The 17315-nt window shown below is 70.9% G+C and carries 18 protein-coding genes; 13 read left to right on the top strand and 5 right to left on the bottom strand.

The window, feature by feature from the left end:
• A partial coding sequence (gene dnaE, locus ACZ69M_RS29255) for a DNA polymerase III subunit alpha (RefSeq protein ID WP_470054419.1) occupies window positions 1–2550 on the top strand: 2550 nt, incomplete at its 5' end.
• A gap of 143 nt (window positions 2551–2693) precedes the next feature.
• Here the strand turns inward: dnaE and ACZ69M_RS29260 are convergent.
• Window positions 2694–2870: a hypothetical protein gene (locus tag ACZ69M_RS29260; protein ID WP_167552113.1), complete on the bottom strand. Its 177-nt coding sequence runs from the start codon at window positions 2868–2870 to the stop codon at window positions 2694–2696.
• A gap of 228 nt (window positions 2871–3098) precedes the next feature.
• Here ACZ69M_RS29260 and ACZ69M_RS29265 point away from each other — a divergent pair, with 228 nt between their 5' ends.
• From ACZ69M_RS29265 to ACZ69M_RS29280, 4 genes are all read left to right on the top strand, one after another.
• Entirely contained in the window at window positions 3099–4316 is a 1218-nt protein-coding gene (locus ACZ69M_RS29265; protein ID WP_352046572.1) for an NYN domain-containing protein, read from the top strand.
• A 167-nt stretch (window positions 4317–4483) separates the two neighbouring features.
• The gene (locus tag ACZ69M_RS29270) at window positions 4484–5506 is read left to right on the top strand and encodes an ABC transporter ATP-binding protein (RefSeq protein ID WP_470054422.1); all 1023 of its coding nucleotides are present in this window, start codon (window positions 4484–4486) and stop codon (window positions 5504–5506) included.
• A gap of 151 nt (window positions 5507–5657) precedes the next feature.
• Complete coding sequence (locus tag ACZ69M_RS29275; protein ID WP_470054424.1) at window positions 5658–6479, top strand: ABC transporter permease; 822 nt, start codon at window positions 5658–5660, stop codon at window positions 6477–6479.
• A gap of 34 nt (window positions 6480–6513) precedes the next feature.
• The gene (locus tag ACZ69M_RS29280; RefSeq protein ID WP_470054426.1) at window positions 6514–7179 is read left to right on the top strand and encodes an AAA family ATPase; all 666 of its coding nucleotides are present in this window, start codon (window positions 6514–6516) and stop codon (window positions 7177–7179) included.
• 177 nt (window positions 7180–7356) lie between these two features.
• On the opposite strand, the gene ybaK is transcribed toward ACZ69M_RS29280, so the two are convergent.
• The 4 genes from ybaK to ACZ69M_RS29300 form a co-directional block, all read right to left on the bottom strand.
• Window positions 7357–7857 (bottom strand): Cys-tRNA(Pro) deacylase, encoded by a 501-nt coding sequence (ybaK, locus tag ACZ69M_RS29285; protein ID WP_470054428.1) that lies wholly within the window; start codon window positions 7855–7857, stop codon window positions 7357–7359.
• 13 nt (window positions 7858–7870) lie between these two features.
• Window positions 7871–8611, bottom strand: a complete 741-nt coding sequence (locus tag ACZ69M_RS29290; protein WP_470054430.1) for an LON peptidase substrate-binding domain-containing protein — start codon at window positions 8609–8611, stop codon at window positions 7871–7873.
• Window positions 8612–8622: 11 nt separating this feature from the next.
• Entirely contained in the window at window positions 8623–9654 is a 1032-nt protein-coding gene (locus ACZ69M_RS29295) for a hypothetical protein (RefSeq protein ID WP_470054975.1), read from the bottom strand.
• Window positions 9655–9826: 172 nt separating this feature from the next.
• Window positions 9827–11404, bottom strand: coding sequence for an oxidoreductase (locus ACZ69M_RS29300; protein ID WP_470054432.1), 1578 nt, complete (start codon window positions 11402–11404; stop codon window positions 9827–9829).
• Between the two features lie 174 nt (window positions 11405–11578).
• On the opposite strand from ACZ69M_RS29300, the gene hisD reads away from it, so the two are divergent.
• Genes hisD through hisF form a run of 8 tightly spaced genes read left to right on the top strand, consistent with a single transcriptional unit; the run spans window position 11579 to window position 17297 of the window.
• Window positions 11579–12904: a histidinol dehydrogenase gene (gene hisD, locus ACZ69M_RS29305; protein WP_470054434.1), complete on the top strand. Its 1326-nt coding sequence runs from the start codon at window positions 11579–11581 to the stop codon at window positions 12902–12904.
• Complete coding sequence (locus tag ACZ69M_RS29310) at window positions 12901–14016, top strand: histidinol-phosphate transaminase (RefSeq protein WP_470054435.1); 1116 nt, start codon at window positions 12901–12903, stop codon at window positions 14014–14016. Before hisD ends, ACZ69M_RS29310 begins: the two co-directional genes overlap by 4 nt.
• Window positions 14013–14606: an imidazoleglycerol-phosphate dehydratase HisB gene (hisB, locus tag ACZ69M_RS29315; RefSeq protein ID WP_054217455.1), complete on the top strand. Its 594-nt coding sequence runs from the start codon at window positions 14013–14015 to the stop codon at window positions 14604–14606. The genes ACZ69M_RS29310 and hisB overlap by 4 nt, the downstream gene beginning before the upstream one ends.
• A 4-nt stretch (window positions 14607–14610) precedes the next feature.
• Window positions 14611–14775, top strand: a complete 165-nt coding sequence (locus tag ACZ69M_RS29320) for a hypothetical protein (RefSeq protein ID WP_054231464.1) — start codon at window positions 14611–14613, stop codon at window positions 14773–14775.
• Complete coding sequence (hisH, locus tag ACZ69M_RS29325) at window positions 14766–15413, top strand: imidazole glycerol phosphate synthase subunit HisH (RefSeq protein ID WP_470054436.1); 648 nt, start codon at window positions 14766–14768, stop codon at window positions 15411–15413. The genes ACZ69M_RS29320 and hisH overlap by 10 nt, the downstream gene beginning before the upstream one ends.
• Window positions 15410–16135, top strand: a complete 726-nt coding sequence (priA, locus tag ACZ69M_RS29330; protein WP_470054437.1) for a bifunctional 1-(5-phosphoribosyl)-5-((5-phosphoribosylamino)methylideneamino)imidazole-4-carboxamide isomerase/phosphoribosylanthranilate isomerase PriA — start codon at window positions 15410–15412, stop codon at window positions 16133–16135. The genes hisH and priA overlap by 4 nt, the downstream gene beginning before the upstream one ends.
• Window positions 16132–16545, top strand: coding sequence for a RidA family protein (locus tag ACZ69M_RS29335; RefSeq protein ID WP_470054438.1), 414 nt, complete (start codon window positions 16132–16134; stop codon window positions 16543–16545). Before priA ends, ACZ69M_RS29335 begins: the two co-directional genes overlap by 4 nt.
• Window positions 16542–17297 carry an imidazole glycerol phosphate synthase subunit HisF gene (hisF, locus tag ACZ69M_RS29340; protein WP_470054439.1) on the top strand — a complete coding sequence of 252 codons (756 nt, stop codon included), beginning with the start codon at window positions 16542–16544 and terminating at the stop codon, window positions 17295–17297. The genes ACZ69M_RS29335 and hisF overlap by 4 nt, the downstream gene beginning before the upstream one ends.
• Window positions 17298–17315: the final 18 nt, after the last annotated feature.

The following is a 17315-nucleotide window of genomic DNA, read 5'->3' on the forward strand; positions in this document are numbered from 1 at the left end:
GGCGGCGTCCCCGACGACCGCCAGAAGCAGGCCGAGTACGAGATGGACGTCATCATCCAGATGGGGTTCCCGGGGTACTTCCTCGTCGTCGCCGAGTTCATCATGTGGGCCAAGAAGCAGGGCATCGCCGTGGGCCCGGGCCGTGGCTCGGCGGCCGGATCGATCGTCGCGTACGCCATGGGCATCACCGACCTCGACCCGATCCCGCACGGTCTGATCTTCGAGCGGTTCCTGAACCCCGAGCGCGTCTCCATGCCCGACGTCGACATCGACTTCGACGAGCGCAGGCGCGTCGAAGTGATCAGGTACGTGACCGAGAAATACGGCGCCGACAAGGTCGCCATGATCGGCACCTACGGAAAGATCAAGGCGAAGAACGCCATCAAGGACTCCGCGCGCGTCCTGGGCTACCCGTACGCCATGGGCGACCGCCTCACCAAGGCGATGCCCGCCGACGTGCTCGGCAAGGGCATCGACCTCAGCGGCATCACCGACTCCTCGCACCCGCGCTACAGCGAGGCCGGCGAGATCCGCGCGATGTACGAGAACGAGCCGGACGTGAAGAAGGTCATCGACACCGCCAAGGGCGTCGAGGGCCTGGTCCGGCAGATGGGCGTGCACGCCGCCGGCGTCATCATGTCCAGCGAGCCCATCGTCGACCACGCCCCGGTCTGGGTGCGGCACACCGACGGTGTGACCATCACGCAGTGGGACTACCCGCAGTGCGAGTCGCTCGGCCTGCTGAAGATGGACTTCCTCGGCCTGCGCAACCTGACGATCATGGACGACGCCGTCAAGATGGTGAAGTCCAACAAGGGCGTCGACCTCGACCTGCTGGCCCTCCCGCTCGACGATCCGACGACCTTCGAACTGCTCCAGCGCGGCGAGACCCTCGGCGTCTTCCAGTTCGACGGCGGCCCCATGCGCTCGCTGCTGCGCCTGATGAAGCCCGACAACTTCGAAGACATCTCCGCCGTCTCGGCGCTCTACCGTCCCGGCCCGATGGGCATGGACTCGCACACGAACTACGCGCTCCGCAAGAACGGCCTTCAGGAGATCACGCCGATCCACAAGGAGTTGGAGGAGCCCCTCCAGGAGGTCCTGGCGGTCACCTACGGCCTGATCGTGTACCAGGAGCAGGTGCAGAAGGCCGCCCAGATCATCGCCGGGTACTCGCTCGGCGAGGCCGACATCCTCCGCCGCGTGATGGGCAAGAAGAAGCCCGACGAGCTGGCGAAGAACTTCACCATCTTCCAGTCCGGCGCCCAGAAGAACGGCTACAGCGACGAGGCGATCCAGGCCCTGTGGGACGTGCTGGTCCCCTTCGCCGGCTACGCCTTCAACAAGGCGCACTCGGCCGCGTACGGACTGGTCTCGTACTGGACCGCCTATCTGAAGGCGAACTACCCCGCCGAGTACATGGCGGGCCTGCTCACCTCGGTCAAGGACGACAAGGACAAGTCCGCGATCTATCTGAACGAGTGCCGGCGCATGGGCATCAAGGTGCTGCCGCCCAACGTCAACGAGTCGGAGCAGAACTTCGCCGCGCAGGGCGACGACGTGATCCTCTTCGGCCTCTCCGCTGTCCGCAACGTCGGCACGAACGTCGTCGAGTCGATCATCAAGAGCCGCAAGGCCAAGGGGAAGTACGCCTCCTTCCCGGACTACCTCGACAAGGTCGAGGCCGTCGCCTGCAACAAGCGCACCACGGAATCGCTGATCAAGGCGGGCGCGTTCGACACCATGGGGCACACCCGCAAGGGCCTCACCGCGCAGTTCGAGCCGATGATCGACAACGTGGTGCAGGTCAAGCGCAAGGAGGCCGAGGGCCAGTTCGACCTCTTCGGCGGCATGGGCGACGAGGACACCAGCGAGCCCGGCTTCGGACTCGACGTGGAGTTCACCACCGACGAGTGGGACAAGGCCTATCTGCTCGCCCAGGAGCGGGAGATGCTCGGTCTTTACGTCTCCGACCACCCGCTCTTCGGCCTGGAGCACGTGCTGTCCGACAAGGCCGACGCGGGCATCTCCCAGCTCACCGGAGGTGAGCACGCGGACGGCGCGGTCGTCACCATCGGCGGCATCATCTCGGGCCTCCAGCGCAAGATGACCAAGCAGGGCAACGCCTGGGCGATCGCCACGGTGGAGGACCTGGCCGGTTCCATCGAGTGCATGTTCTTCCCGGCGACGTACCAGCTGGTGTCGACCCAACTCGTCGAGGACGCGGTCGTCTTCGTCAAGGGCCGCCTCGACAAGCGCGAGGACGTGCCGCGGCTGGTCGCGATGGAGCTTCAGGTCCCCGACCTGTCGAACGCGGGCACCAACGCACCCGTGATCCTCACGATCCCGGCGCTCAAGGTCACCCCGCCGATGGTGAGCCGTCTCGGCGAGATCCTCAGCCACCACAAGGGCGAGAGCGAGGTGCGCATCAGGCTCCAGGGCCCGCGCAAGACCACCGTGCTGCGGCTCGACCGGCACCGGGTGAAGCCGGATCCGGCGCTGTTCGGTGACTTGAAGGTGCTGCTGGGCCCGTCCTGCCTCGCGGGCTGACGGATCACTCGCGAGCTGACGGATCAGCTGACCGGATCAGATGATGTAGCTGACAGGATCAGATGATGTACGCGAGGGGCGCATCCGTTGCCGGATGCGCCCCTCGGTGTGTGCCTGGGCTTCAACAGCCCTTATGCGAGGCCTCAGTTGTGGCCGAAGCGCTTCTGGTGCTTGCGGGCGACATCCGCGGGGCTGCCCTGGGCCTGCGACATCGGCGTGTGAGCCTCCGTCGAGGACCGCTGCGCCTGCTCCTGCGCACGCTCGGCCTGCGAGGAGCGGTCCTGCTGGCCGCCCTGCTTGCGGTTCTTGTTCTTGGCCATGGTGATTGCCTCCTGTGGGGCCCTAGGGGTCAGGGCCGGATCCAGATTCACATAGCCTGACAAGCAGTGCATTTCGGAGAATTACCCTGTGTAATAAGCCCTGTCGGAGCGTTATCCCCCGATTCGCCACGCCGAAGATCGAGTTCGGGCCGTTAACCTCCGCGCCGTCGGGCAGACTCGAAGGAAGCCCGAAGCAAACCTCCCGGAACCGGAAAGAGGGTGGACCGCGTGGACCGCTGCATCGTCCTGGTGGACGCCGGGTATCTGCTCGGGGCTGCTGCCAGTCTCCTCGCCGGGGAGCCTTCGCGATCCCGGATCACCGTCGACCACGCCGCCCTCATCCAGGGCCTGCGCGAGCGCGCCGAGTCCGACACGGAGCGGCCCCTGCTGCGCATCTACTGGTTCGACGGCGCGCCCGACCGCGTACCGCAACCGGAGCACCGCCGGCTGCGCGTGATGCCACGGGTCACGGTGCGCCTGGGCGCGCTGACCCGCAGCGACGGGCGGTGGGCGCAGAAGGGCGTCGACGCCGCCATGCACGCCGAGCTGACCGAGCTGGCCCGCAACCGCGCCTGCTCCGACGTGGTCCTGGTGACCGGCGACGGGGACCTGCTGCCGGGCATGATGGCCGCCAAGGAGCACGGCGTCGCCGTACACCTGTGGGCCGTGCAGGCCGCGGACGGCGACTACAACCAGTCCGAGGACCTGGTCGCCGAGGCCGACGAGCGCCGGGTGCTGGACCGGGCGTGGATCACCAAGGCCGTACGGGCCAAGGACCTCGGCGGGATCTGTGCGCCGCAGCCCGTGCCGCGCCCCGAGATCGCCGCGATCCTCTCCGCGCCGCTGCCCGACTCCTCGCTCGCCGGCGCGGCCGAGCGGCCCTCCGAGACCGCGGAGCACAGCCCCGTCGCCGAGTCGCCGAACGGGGCCGAGGAGCGGGTTCCCGCCCCCAAGGGCGTGCCGACGCCCAAGGACCTCGCCGCACTGCGCGCACCGGGCGTCCAGGCCCCCCAGCACCCCGCGAGCGCGACACTGCGGTGGTCGTCCGACAAGGGGTGGATCGAACGCCCCGGGGGTGCCACGGAGTCCACGGAGGCCGCCGCGCTGCCCACGCTCGCCCAGCTCACCTCCGCCGAGCAGCGCTGGGCCGACCGCGAGGAGGACATCACCACGGTCGGCGGCGATCCGTACGAGGTGGGGCAGGTCTTCGCGCGCCGCTGGATGGAGCGGCTCACCGACCCGAGCCATCTGCAGAAGCTGTCCACGATGTACCCGCGGGTCCCGCACCGCGTGGACGGTGAGCTGCTGCGGTACGCGGCCCGCTTCGGGCTGCTCGCCCACAAGGACGACCAGATCGACGAGCACGACCGGTATGCGATCAGGGCGGGGTTCTGGCGGGAGATCGATGTGCGTACGGCGGCGGAGCACGCCCCTGCCGGGGAGTGAGCCGCAGGAGGGGCCGGACCCCGGGTGTGGTGCTCGGGTGCGGGTGGGTGGGGGCGCTTCTGCGGCGCGCCGGACCTTTGAGAACCGGTCCAGGACGGCTCGTGGACCGGCTGAGGCGAGGGCCCCGGGCGCATAACGGGGCATCGGACCCCGTAGGCTCGTCCTTCGTGAGTACGCGCACGGCACAGGCAGTCCGGGACGGGCACAGGGGCGATGTCGTGTGCTCGGTGCGCGCGCTGACCAAGACCTACCCGGCGGTCCGCGGACGCCGTGGCAGCGCCGGTACGCCCGAGGTGCGGGCCACCGACGGGGTACGGCTGGACATCCGGCGCGGCGAGATCTTCGGACTGCTCGGGCCGAACGGCGCCGGGAAGTCGACCCTCGTACGCCAGCTGACCGGGCTCATGCGCCCCGACAGCGGCAGTGTCGAGATCCTCGGGCACGACATCGTGCGTCACCCCGAGCGGGCGGCGCGCATCCTCGCCTACCTCGGACAGGAGTCCACCGCCCTCGACGAGCTGACCGTGTCGCTGGCCGCGGAGACGACCGGACGGCTGCGCGGGCTCGAACTGCGCGAGGCGCGGACCGAGCGGGACGCCGTGCTCGACGAGCTGGGCCTCACCCCGATCGCCTCCCGCCCCCTGAAGAAGCTGTCCGGCGGACAGCGGCGGCTGGCCTGCTTCGCCGCCGCGCTGGTCGGGCGGCGGCCGCTGCTCGTCCTCGACGAGCCGACCACCGGCATGGACCCCGTGGCCCGGCGGGCCGTGTGGTCCGCAGTCGACCGGCGCCGGGCCGAGCACGGCGCCACCGTGCTGCTGGTCACCCACAACGTCATCGAGGCCGAGACCGTGCTCGACCGGGTCGCCGTCCTCGACCGGGGCCGCGTCATCGCCTGCGACACGCCGGCCGGGCTGAAGGAGCGGGTCGCGGGCGAGGTGCGGGTCGAACTCGTCTGGCGCGAGAGCGCGCCGCTGGATGTGCCCGAGGTCGCCGCGCTGCGCGCCCGGGCCGTCGAGTCGGGCCGCCGCTGGACCCTGCGGCTCGCCCCGGAGGAGGCCCGCGCGGCCGTCGCCACGGTCACCGGAGGCGCCGCGTTCGCCGCGCTCGACGACTTCACGCTGGCCACGCCGAGCCTGGAGGACGTGTACCTCGCGCTCGGCGGCGATGCGCAGGGGTTGGTGAAGGCGTGAGCGCGCGCGGTCTGGAATCCGTAGGGGAGTCTGTACGGACGGGGAGGGACGTCGTGAGTGTGGGAAGCGGCGTGGGAATCGGCGTCGGAAACACCGGAAACGCCGGAAACAGGGACAGGACGGCTGCCGGAGTGAAGAGGAGCAGCTCGACGTGAGTGTCGTACGCGCTGAGGTGCTGCCGGGCAGTGCGCTGTCCGTGCCCGAGGACGCCGGTGACGCCGCCGAACTCGGGCCGCGGGCGCGGCTGTGGCCCTCTCTCGCCGCCATGTACCGGGCCCAGCTCTCCCGCGCGCGTGTGGCGCGGATTCCGTTGCTGTTCGTGGCCACGGTGCAGTCCGTCGGCATCATGGTCATGATGCGTGGCGTGGTGGACGGCGGGGGCGAGGCCCGGTCCATCGTGGCCGGGGCGTCGGTCCTGGTCGTCGCGTTCGTCGGGCTCAACCTGCTGGCCCAGTACTTCGGACAGCTGCGGGCCGGCGGCGGGCTCGACCACTACGCGACCCTGCCGGTGCCGCCGGCCGCCGTCGTGCTCGGTGCCGCGGGCGCGTACGCCTCCTTCACCGTGCCCGGGACCGTGGTCACCGCCGTCGTCGGCTGTGTCCTCTTCGGGCTGCCGATGGCACATCTGTGGGTGCTCGTCGCGGTGATCCCGCTCGCGGGCGCCGCGCTCGCCGGGCTCGGGGCGGCGCTCGGACTGCTCGCGCCTCGGCCCGAACTCGCCACGCTGCTCGGACAGTTGGGGATGTCGGCGGCGCTGCTGCTCGGAGTGCTGCCGGCGGACCGGCTGCCCACGGTGGTGCAGTACGCCCGTGATCTGCTGCCCTCCACCTACGGCGTCGAGGCCTTCGCGCGGAGCTTCGGGGCGCACCCCGACTGGGCCTTCGTCGTCGGTGACCTCGCCGTCTGCGCGGGCGTCGGGATGGCCTCGCTGGCGGTGGCGACCTGGGCGTACCGCCGGGCGGCCGTCCGGTGACGCGGCCGACAGCGGGGCCTGGCACGATGTCAGTGTGACCGCACCGCTGACGCCGCCTCCGCCGCCGCATCAACCGCCCTCCGACGACGCCCATGTCTGGCAGGCTCCGCCCGCCGGGGGCCTCGCGGGGACCGTCGGGTACGAACAGGACGGGCCCGGGATGAAGACCGAAGTGAAGGAGGCCGCCGTCGTCACGGTGGCGGTGGCGCTCGCGGGAGTACTGCTCGGTGTGCTGTGGTGGTGGCTGGCGCCGCATGTGCCGTTGATCGCGGACGACAGCGCGGTGTATCTGAAGGACACCGAGGGTGAGCAGGCCATCGGGGTCGACGGGACGTTCACGCTGCTCGCGCTGGCGTTCGGTGCGGTCAGTGCGGTGGCGGTGTTTCTGGTGCGGCGGCGTGGGGGTGTGCCGCTCGTGGTCGCGCTGGCGGTGGGGGGTGTGCTCGGGTCGCTGCTCGCCTGGCGGATCGGGATCTGGCTCGGGCCGACGCAGAACGTGGTCGCCCATGCCAAGCAGGTGGGCAAGGGGGTGACGTTCTCCGCGCCGTTGAAGCTCGGCGCGAGGGGGGCGTTGCTGGCGTGGTCCCTGGCGGGGCTGGTGGTTCATCTCGGCCTGACCGCGTTGTTCGGTCCCCGGGACCCGGATCCCTACGCGAGCCCGTACGGGGCTCCGACCCCACCGGCGCCTCCGACGACCTGACCCGGCCTTCTCCCGCCAGGGGCGCCGCGCCCCCTGGACCCCGGCCCAGGGGGCGCGTGGGTCATGGAGGTCGGTGGCCGTGGTTCGAGCGGCCCTTCTTCGTGCGCCACCTGCGTTTGCGGGTTCGTTTCGACATGCCTCTCGTGCTTAACGCAGGACGACGCATCCGTCGAGGGGTCACGCACGGGCGACGGGCGCGGACACCGCTTCCGTGAGGTGCGCCAGGTCGTCGAGGGCGAGCTCCACCTCAAGGCCCCGGCGGCCGGCCGAGACGCAGATCGTGGCGTGGTGGTGGGCCGAGGCGTCCAGGACCGTACGGAGTCTCTTGCGCTGGCCCAGGGGGGAGATGCCGCCGCGGACATAGCCCGTGGTGCGCTCGGCGGCCGCCGGGTCGGCCATGGCGGCGCGCTTGCCGCCCACTGCCGTGGCCAGGGCCTTCAGGTCCAGGGAGCCCGCGACGGGGACCACGGCGACCACGAGGGAGCCGTCCACGTCCGCGACCAGGGTCTTGAAGACGCGGTCGGGGGAGACGCCCATCGCCTCGGCGGCCTCCTCGCCGTACGAGGGGTGCGCGGGGTCGTGCTCGTAGGCGTGGACGGTGTACGCGACGCCCGCCGCCGTCAGGGCCACCGTCGCGGGCGTGCCCCCGGACTGCTGCTTCTTCGACTTCTTCGCCAAGGTGCCGGGGCCTTCAGTTGAGACTGGTCGGGTTGCGCGTCAGTTCCGCCGCGGGCAACGACGGCAGATTACGGATGATGGCGGTCTCGGCGCGCAGGAGTTTCAGCTCTTCGTGCAGGCGGGTGGCCGTGTCGGGGGCCTGGAGCAGCTTCTGCTTGGCCGGGATGTCGAGCATCACGGCGGCCGCCACCAGGTAGGAGACCACCGCCGGGTCGTCCGGCAGGTCCGCTCCGGTGGACAGCGAGCGTTCGCGGGCGCCCGCCAGCCGCTTCTGGTACTGGCGGAAGGCCCGCAGGACGCCCTCGGCGAGCGCGCCCGCCTCCTCGCCGGGTTCCTCCGGAAGTTCCTCCAGCTCGGCCGTCAGGAACGCGCCGGAGGCGTCCACGGACAGGAGCCGTACCCGCGTGGTGCCGGTGGCCAGTACCTCGAAACTGCCGTCGGCGCGCTCCCGGATGGTGGCCGCGTCCGCGACGCAGCCCACCTCGTGGAAGGCCTTGAGCGGGTCGTCGCCGAACCCGGCCGCGGCACCGCGTTGCGGCAGCGCCGTCTGGTCCGGCATACCGGGTGCGGTGTGCGCGACCTCGTAGCCGTCGCGGATGGCGACGACGGCGAAACGGCGCGGTTCGTCCTCGGGGGTCTTCAGCAGTTCGCGCATCATGGCGCGATAGCGCTCCTCGAAAATGTTCAGGGGAAGCACGAGACCCGGGAACAGAACCGAGTTCAGGGGGAAGAGCGGGAGCCGGACGGTGGTCACGACGCGAAAGCCTAATGGTCGCCGGAGCGAGCACGTCCGCCGTGCCCACTCCGTGGATGGAGGGGGATGTTCGAGGCGACCTCCAGGCGGACTCCGTCGCGCAGTTCCAGGAACTGGCTCAGCGGGTCGTCGGAGATCCGGTCCCAGGGGAACGAGGTCGCGTACGGACCGATCAGACGGAGCTGGTCCAGGGCGTCCTGCCAGCGCTCCAGTCTGATCAGGACGTAGGTGAGGAGGTTGCGCACCTCCGCGGGCCACGGGTCGGCGGGTGCGTACGCCGCCGAGACCGCGATGGCGAGGTCGGCCGCCTCGTCGAGCCGCTCACGCGGGATGACGGCCCGGCCGCCCTCGGTCAGATAGGCGAAGGCCGCGCGCACCGGAAGCGCCTGTACGAGTGAGCCGGGCAGCGCGTCCTGCGCGGCCCGCTCGGCGAAGTCGAAGCACTCGCGGTGCGAGCCGTACCAGGCGGCCGACAGGTACTTCAGGGCGGCCACATGGCAGCCGTAGTGGTGCGGGGAACGGCGTACGGCCTCGGCCCACAGCTTCTCGAACTCGGTGTGCCCGGCGTTGGTGCCCCGGGCGTGGTCGAGCGCGATCCGCCAGGGCACCGGGTCGCGCGGGTCGCCCTCGGCGGCGGCGGCGATCAGCGGGCCGACCTCGCGCAGCAGCTCGGCGCGGGCGGGCGACTCCCACCAGCGGCGCACCGCGAGCTCGGCCTTGACCAGGAGCGCGTCCGGGTCGTGCGGGGACCCGCTCTGCCAGGTCTGGAGCCATTCGTCGCGGGTGCGCGCGAACGCGGCGAGGCGCCTCGCGTACCGGTCGCGGTTCTCCCACTCGGCCGCCTCGCGGGTGGCGGCGAGCAGTTTGGCCGCGATGTCGTACTCACCGCGGGCCGCCGCGACGAGGGCCGGGGCGAGCCGTTCGTCCGGGGCGTCCAGCAGTACCTCGTCGTCGGCGGGCAGTCCGGCGGCGAGGCGCGAAGTGTTCTTGACCATCCGGGCCGTACGGATGAACGCGCGCAGCAGTGCCATGGTGTCGACCATTGAAAGCCGCAGGTCGGAGCTGTACCAGAGGGTGTGCGGTGACACTTTCGTAACCCTCGTTTGGTTGTATGCCGGATGGTCAAGGGTGAGTAAAAAGTGACTGTTGTTCTACTATTGAACACCTGTCAACAGTATGGCCGGATGCCGCCCCCGCCCATCCCCGCCAGGCCCCTCAGCTGCGGCGCAGCAGCCGCGTCGCCCCCGCCGCCACCGTCGTCGCCAGGATCCAGCCCAGGAGGATCACCACCGCGGCCAGCCACTGCCAGCCGCCGCGCAGCTGCCAGACGCCCACCTGGCCGAGGTCGATCACCGGCAGCAGAAGGTCGAGGGCGAACAGCGCGGCGTTCCACGGCGGATGCCCGCCGTTCGCCGGGGTGTGGGTCGCGTGCGAGAAGGCGATCGAGGACGCCGCCCACAGCACCGCCATCCACAGGGCGGCCCGGCCGGGCCGGTACCCGTAGGCGACCGTCCAGTCCTGCGCGTACCCCCACAGCTTGGCCGCGAGCGGCAGGGTCTCGCGGCGGCGGCGCTGCTTGGCGAGCAGCACCTCGCGCGCGTCCTCGTCCTCGCCGGAGTCGCGCAGCACGGTGGCCAGCCGCTCGTACGGCTCCGGGCTGTACTCCGCGGTCGCCGCCGCCACCCACTCCAGGCGCCGGGTCAGCGGGAAGCCCCCCTGGGGTACGAGGTTCTCGTAGCTGAAGCCGCCCATGTGGAGGTTGCCCGGGCCCGGCCAGCTGTCCGCCCGGTCGACGAGATTGACGATCCGCGCCCCCGACAGCACCACCTTGCCCCGCTCGGGACGCTCCCCGAGGAAGCGCAGCTCGGGCGTCTGCACCCGCAGCAGGGACAGCTCCTGGTCGTCGTCGAAGGTGAAACGGGCCCGCTCGAAGTCGAGGGCGTCCCCGAACCGTCCGTCGTCGAGGCGGATCCCGCCCTGGCACTCGAAGCGCTGCACCAGCGTCCCGCGCGCCGGGGTGGTGCCGCTGGTCAGCAGGGGATTGCCGAGGCCCGCGGGGGTCATGTAGAGCGTGCGGTTGACGGTCAGCTGGGGAGCGTTCAGCGCCAGCCGCGAGTACGGGTTGTTCAGCTTGCTGCCGCGCAGGCTGAGCGAGACACCGACGGTGGCGCCGCGCAGGCTCAGCTCGCCGTGCGACTCCAGCATCTCGGCCTGAAGGTCCTGCCCCACCGTCATGCCGTCGCCGGTGAGCGAGCGGCCGCGCCGGTCCCGGTAGACCACGGCCTGGTTGAGCAGCAGATCCGTACCGATGTGCGCGTCGGTCAGCCGCACCCCGTTGTGGAAGCGGCAGCGGGGCAGATGCAGATCGCCCTCGGTGTGCACCCGGGCCGCCTCCAGGCGCGGCACCGAGCAGTTGACCAGACGTACGGTCGTGAAGTGCGCCTCCGGCAGCAGGATCTCCTTCTCGAACCGGCAGCCCTTCAGCTCGACGTACGGCACCACCGTGCCGCCCGCGAGGTCGAGGACGTCCGTGATCTGCACGCCGGTCAGCTTCAGGGAGGCGACCCGGCCCTGTAGGGCGGGCGGCCCGTCGAGCAGCAGCCATGCCACGATCCGGGCCCGGACACTGCGCTCGGGCCCCCAGGGATGGCCGCCGTGCGGATCGTCCACGGTCATGTCCCCGCTGCGCAGGTCGTACACGCTGCCGTTGCGGAAGGCCTGCCACATCCCGGCCTCGGCGGCGGTCAGCTCGTCCGGCAGGTCCCCACCGCGGAGGCCGGCACCCTCGGTCACGTCACGTCCCTCCCTCCCCAGCTACTCGCGGGTTTCGTACAGCCGTTCATGCCCGCTGTGTGACGGACCGAACGCTACTGGTGACGGAGATCTCCAGGGGGAGCCTGGGACGGCTTGTATCAGCCATTGATACAGGCGTCCGGCGCCTTATCGCCGTCTGAGAGAATTGGGACCGTGATCTCCCGAATCGATCTGCGCGGCGACGCCCTCCCCGAGGGCTCCGCCCTGCGCGACCTGCTGCCCCGAGCCGACTTCGACGTATCGGCCGCCCTGGAGAAGGTGCGTCCGATCTGCGAGGCCGTGCATCATCGTGGCGACGCGGCGCTGATCGACTACGCGGAGAAATTCGACGGGGTGCAGCTGGAATCCGTACGGGTTCCGGCCCAGGCCCTCGCCGAGGCCCTGGAGCAGCTCGACCCGGCCGTGCGCGCGGCCCTGGAGGAGTCCATCCGCCGCGCCCGCCTGGTCCACCGCGAGCAGCGCCGCGCCGCGCACACCACCCAGGTCGTGCCGGGCGGCTCGGTCACCGAGAAGTGGGTGCCGGTCGAGCGTGTGGGCCTGTACGCGCCCGGCGGCCGCTCCGTGTACCCGTCATCCGTGATCATGAACGTGGTCCCGGCCCAGGAAGCCGGCGTCGGTTCCATCGCGCTCGCCTCCCCGGCCCAGTCCGAGTTCGGCGGGCTGCCGCACCCGACGATCCTGGCCGCCTGCGCGCTGCTCGGCGTCGACGAGGTGTACGCGGCGGGCGGTGCCACCGCCGTGGCGATGTTCGCGTACGGCACCGAGTCCTGCCCGCCCGCCAACATGGTCACCGGGCCCGGCAACATCTGGGTCGCCGCCGCCAAGCGGTACTTCGCGGGCAAGATCGGCATCGACGCCGAGGCCGGTCCCACCGAGATCGCGATCCTCGCGGACGAGACGGCCGACCCGGTGCACGTGGCCTCCGACCTGATCAGCCAGGCCGAGCACGACCCGCTCGCCGCCGCCGTCCTCGTCACGGACTCCGTCGAGCTGGCGGAGGCGGTCGAGAAGGAGCTGGAGCCGCAGGTCGCGGCCACCAAGCACATCGAGGACCGGATCGTCCCCGCGCTGCGCGGCAGGCAGTCCGCGATCGTCCTCGTCGACGGCGTGGACGAGGGCCTGCGGGTCGTCGACGCGTACGGCGCCGAGCACCTGGAGATCCAGACGGCGGACGCTGCCGCCGTCGCCGACCGGGTGAAGAACGCGGGCGCGATCTTCGTCGGCGCCTGGGCGCCGGTGTCGCTGGGCGACTACTGCGCGGGCTCCAACCACGTGCTGCCCACCGGCGGCTGCGCCTGCCACTCCTCGGGGCTGAGCGTCCAGTCCTTCCTGCGCGGGATCCACATCGTGGACTACACGCGCGACGCCCTCGCCGAGGTGGCGCACCACGTGGTGACGCTCGCGGAGGCGGAGGACCTGCCGGCCCACGGCGCGGCGATCAAGGCTCGTTTCGGGTGGAAGGTTCCAGAGAGCAAGTGACCGGTATCGACGATCTCCCCGTACGGGACGAGCTGCGCGGCAAGTCCCCCTACGGCGCGCCCCAACTCGACGTGCCCGTACGGCTGAACACCAACGAGAACCCGTACCCGCTGCCCGAACCGCTCGTCGAGCGGATCGCCGAGCGGGTCCGCGAGGCCGCCCGCAACCTCAACCGCTACCCCGACCGCGACGCGGTGGAACTCCGTACGGAGCTGGCCAAGTACCTGACGAGGACCGGCGGGCACCGGGTCGCCGTCGAGAACGTCTGGGCGGCCAACGGCTCGAACGAGGTCATCCAGCAGCTGCTGCAGACCTTCGGCGGCCCCGGCCGTACGGCGATCGGCTTCGAGCCCTCGTACTCGATGCACGCGCTCATCGCACGCGGCACCGGAACGGCCTGGATCTCGGGTCCCCGCGGCGAGGACTTCACGATCGACCGGGCCGCCGCCGAGCGGGCCATCGCCGAGAGCCGCCCGGACGTCGTCTTCATCACCACCCCCAACAACCCCACGGGCAACGCGGTGCCGCGCGAGACGGTCCTCGCGCTGTACGAGGCCGCGCAGGCCGCCAAGCCGTCCATGGTCGTGGTCGACGAGGCGTACATCGAGTTCAGCCACGGCGACTCGCTGCTGCCGCTGATCGAAGGCCGGCCGAATCTCGTCGTGTCGCGGACGATGTCGAAGGCGTTCGGCGCGGCCGGACTGCGCCTCGGCTATCTCGCCGCGCACCCCGCGGTCGTCGACGCGGTCCAGCTCGTACGGCTGCCCTACCACCTGTCGGCCGTCGCGCAGGCCACCGCCCTCGCCGCCCTGGAGCACACCGACACGCTGCTCGGATACGTCGAGCAGCTGAAGGCCGAGCGGGACCGCCTGGTCGCCGAACTGCGTGCGATCGGGTACGAGGTGACCGAGTCCGACGCGAACTTCGTCCAGTTCGGGCGATTCGACGGCGAGGGCGGCTCCCACGAGGCCTGGCAGAAGATCCTCGACCAGGGCGTTCTGGTCCGGGACAACGGCGTACCGGGATGGCTGCGGGTCTCCGCCGGCACCCCGGCCGAAAACGACGCGTTCCTCGACGCGGTCCGTGAGTTGAAGAAGGAGCAGAGCGCATGAGCCGCGTCGGAAGAGTGGAGCGGACGACCAAGGAGACGTCGGTCCTCGTCGAGATCGATCTCGACGGGTCCGGCAAGGTCGAGGTGTCGACGGGCGTCGGCTTCTACGACCACATGCTCGACCAGCTCGGCCGGCACGGTCTGTTCGACCTGACCGTGAAGACCGAGGGCGACCTGCACATCGACTCGCACCACACCATCGAGGACACCGCCCTCGCGCTCGGCGCCGCCTTCAAGCAGGCACTCGGCGACAAGGTGGGCATCTACCGCTTCGGCAACTGCACGGTCCCGCTGGACGAGTCCCTCGCCCAGGTGACCGTCGACCTGTCGGGCCGCCCCTACCTCGTGCACACCGAGCCCGAGAACATGGCGCCGATGATCGGCGAGTACGACACGACGATGACCCGGCACATCCTGGAGTCCTTCGTCGCCCAGGCCCAGATCGCACTGCACGTGCACGTGCCCTACGGGCGCAACGCGCACCACATCGTGGAGTGCCAGTTCAAGGCGCTCGCCAGGGCGCTGCGGTACGCCTCCGAGCGCGACCCCCGCGCCGCCGGCATCCTCCCCTCCACGAAGGGCGCGCTGTAAAACCATGACAGGCCTCAACACCATCCTCATCGTCGTCGGGCTCTTCCTCCTGGGCGGTGTCTACTCCTTCGTCAAGCAGAAGATGCCCGCGAGTCTCATCGTGCTGCTCTCCATCGGCGCCGCGATGTGTCTGATCGCGGGCGTCATGAGGCTGGAGGTGTGGAATTGACCCCTCCTAAGAACGTCGTCGTCTTCGACTACGGCTTCGGGAACGTGCGTTCCGCCGAGCGTGCCCTCGCGCGCGCGGGCGCCGAGGTCGAGATCACGCGAGACTTCGACCGGGCCATGAACGCGGACGGGCTGCTGGTGCCCGGCGTCGGAGCCTTCGCCGCCTGCATGAAGGGCCTCAAGGACGCCCGCGGCGACTGGATCATCGGCCGCCGTCTGTCCGGTGGCCGCCCGGTGATGGGCATCTGCGTCGGTATGCAGATCCTCTTCGCGCGCGGCATCGAGCACGGCGTGGAGACCGAGGGCCTCGACGAGTGGCCCGGCACGGTCGAGCCGCTCCAGGCCGACATCGTGCCCCACATGGGCTGGAACACGGTCGAGGCCCCGGCCGGCTCCCAGCTCTTCGCGGGCCTCGACGCCGACACGCGCTTCTACTTCGTGCACTCCTACGCCGTCCACGACTGGTCCCTGGAAGTGGGCAACCCGGCGCTGCGCGCACCCCTGGTGACCTGGTCGACGCACGGCAAGCCCTTCGTGGCGGCCGTCGAGAACGGCCCCCTGTGGGCCACGCAGTTCCACCCCGAGAAGTCCGGCGACGCCGGAGCCCAGCTCCTCACCAACTGGATCGGAACACTGTGAGCAAGCTCGAACTCCTCCCCGCCGTCGACGTCCGCGACGGCCAGGCCGTCCGGCTCGTGCACGGCGAGTCCGGGACGGAAACTTCTTACGGCTCCCCCCTTGAGGCCGCCCTCGCCTGGCAGAGCTCGGGTGCCGAGTGGCTGCACCTCGTCGACCTGGACGCCGCGTTCGGCACCGGCGACAACCGCAAGCTGATCGCCGAGGTCGCCGGCGCCATGGACATCAAGGTCGAACTGTCCGGCGGCATCCGCGACGACGACACGCTCGCCGCGGCCCTGGCCACCGGCTGCACGCGGGTCAACCTCGGCACCGCCGCCCTGGAGAGCCCCGAGTGGGTCGCCAAGGTCATCGCCGAGCACGGCGACAAGATCGCGGTCGGTCTCGACGTACGCGGCACGACGCTGCGCGGCCGCGGCTGGACCCGCGACGGCGGCGACCTCTACGAGACGCTGGAGCGCCTCAACGCCGAGGGCTGCGCGCGCTATGTCGTCACGGACATCGCCAAGGACGGCACGCTGCAGGGCCCGAACCTGGAACTGCTGCGCAATGTGTGCGCCGCGACGGACCGCCCGGTGGTCGCGTCGGGCGGGGTCTCCTCCCTGGACGACCTGCGCGCCATCGCCGAGCTCGTGCCGCTGGGCGTCGAGGGCTCCATCGTCGGCAAGGCCCTCTACGCCAAGGCGTTCACCCTGGAAGAGGCCCTGGAGGCGGTAGCCAAGTGAGCGACGTGCGACGTGTCACGACCGGGGCGCCCTGGGAGGACGCCTTCGGCTACTCCCGCGCGGTGGAGCTGCCGAACGGCCTGGTGCTGGTGGCCGGCTGCACCTCCGTGATCGACGGGGCGGTCGTCGACGGCGACCCGTACGAACAGGCGGTCAACTCCTTCAACGCCGCGTTCGCCGCGTTGCGGGAGCTCGGCCTCGGCCGTGACGACGTCGTCCGTACGCGCATGTACATCACCCACGCCCGGGACGTGGAGGAGGTCGGACGCGCCCACAAGGAGCTGTTCGACACCGTGCGTCCCGCCGCGTCCATGATCATCGTCTCCGGCTTCGTGGACTCGCGACTGGTCGTCGAGGTCGAGGTGGAGGCGTTCCGCTCCGGCGGAGAAGACGGAGTGTCCGCAGCATGACCCTTGCCGTACGAGTCATCCCCTGCCTGGACGTGGACAACGGCCGGGTCGTCAAGGGCGTCAACTTCCAGAACCTGCGTGACGCGGGCGACCCCGTCGAGATGGCCAAGGTGTACGACACCGAGGGCGCCGACGAGCTGACGTTCCTGGACATCACCGCGTCCTCGGGCAACCGCGAGACCACCTACGACGTGGTGCGGCGCACGGCCGAGCAGGTCTTCATCCCGCTCACCGTGGGCGGCGGCGTACGCACCGCCGAGGACGTCGACAAGCTGCTGCGGGCGGGCGCCGACAAGGTCGGGGTCAACACGGCCGCGATCGCCCGGCCCGAGCTCATCCGGGAGATCGCGGAGCGGTTCGGGCGGCAGGTGCTGGTGCTGTCGGTGGACGCCAGGCGCACTCCCGGGGGGACCTTCGAGGTCACCACCCACGGCGGGCGCAAGGGCACCGGCATCGACGCGGTCGAGTGGGCGCACCAGGCCGCCGAGCTGGGCGCGGGCGAGATCCTGCTCAACTCGATGGACGCGGACGGCACGAAGGACGGCTACGACATCGAGATGATCGAGGCCGTCCGCAAGCACGTCACCGTGCCGCTCATCGCCAGCGGGGGCGCGGGCCGGCTCACCGACTTCCCGCCCGCCATCGCCGCGGGCGCCGACGCGGTGCTCGCCGCGTCCGTCTTCCACTTCGGGGATCTGCGGATCGGCCAGGTGAAGGAGGCGCTGCGGGGGGCGGGCCGCCCCGTTCGCTGACGTCGGACGCCCGGCGGT

The organism is Streptomyces sp. NPDC107454 (assembly GCF_055582885.1).

Excerpts from the sequence above, each read along its gene's own strand:
- ACZ69M_RS29295 (WP_470054975.1), bottom strand. The coding sequence starts at position 9,654 with ATGGTCGACACCATGGCACTGCTGCGCGCGTTCATCCGTACGGCCCGG.
- ACZ69M_RS29320 (WP_054231464.1), top strand. The coding sequence starts at position 14,611 with ATGACAGGCCTCAACACCATCCTCATCGTCGTCGGGCTCTTCCTCCTG.
- ACZ69M_RS29260 (WP_167552113.1), bottom strand. The coding sequence starts at position 2,870 with ATGGCCAAGAACAAGAACCGCAAGCAGGGCGGCCAGCAGGACCGCTCC.
- hisB (WP_054217455.1), top strand. The coding sequence starts at position 14,013 with ATGAGCCGCGTCGGAAGAGTGGAGCGGACGACCAAGGAGACGTCGGTC.
- hisF (WP_470054439.1), top strand. The coding sequence starts at position 16,542 with ATGACCCTTGCCGTACGAGTCATCCCCTGCCTGGACGTGGACAACGGC.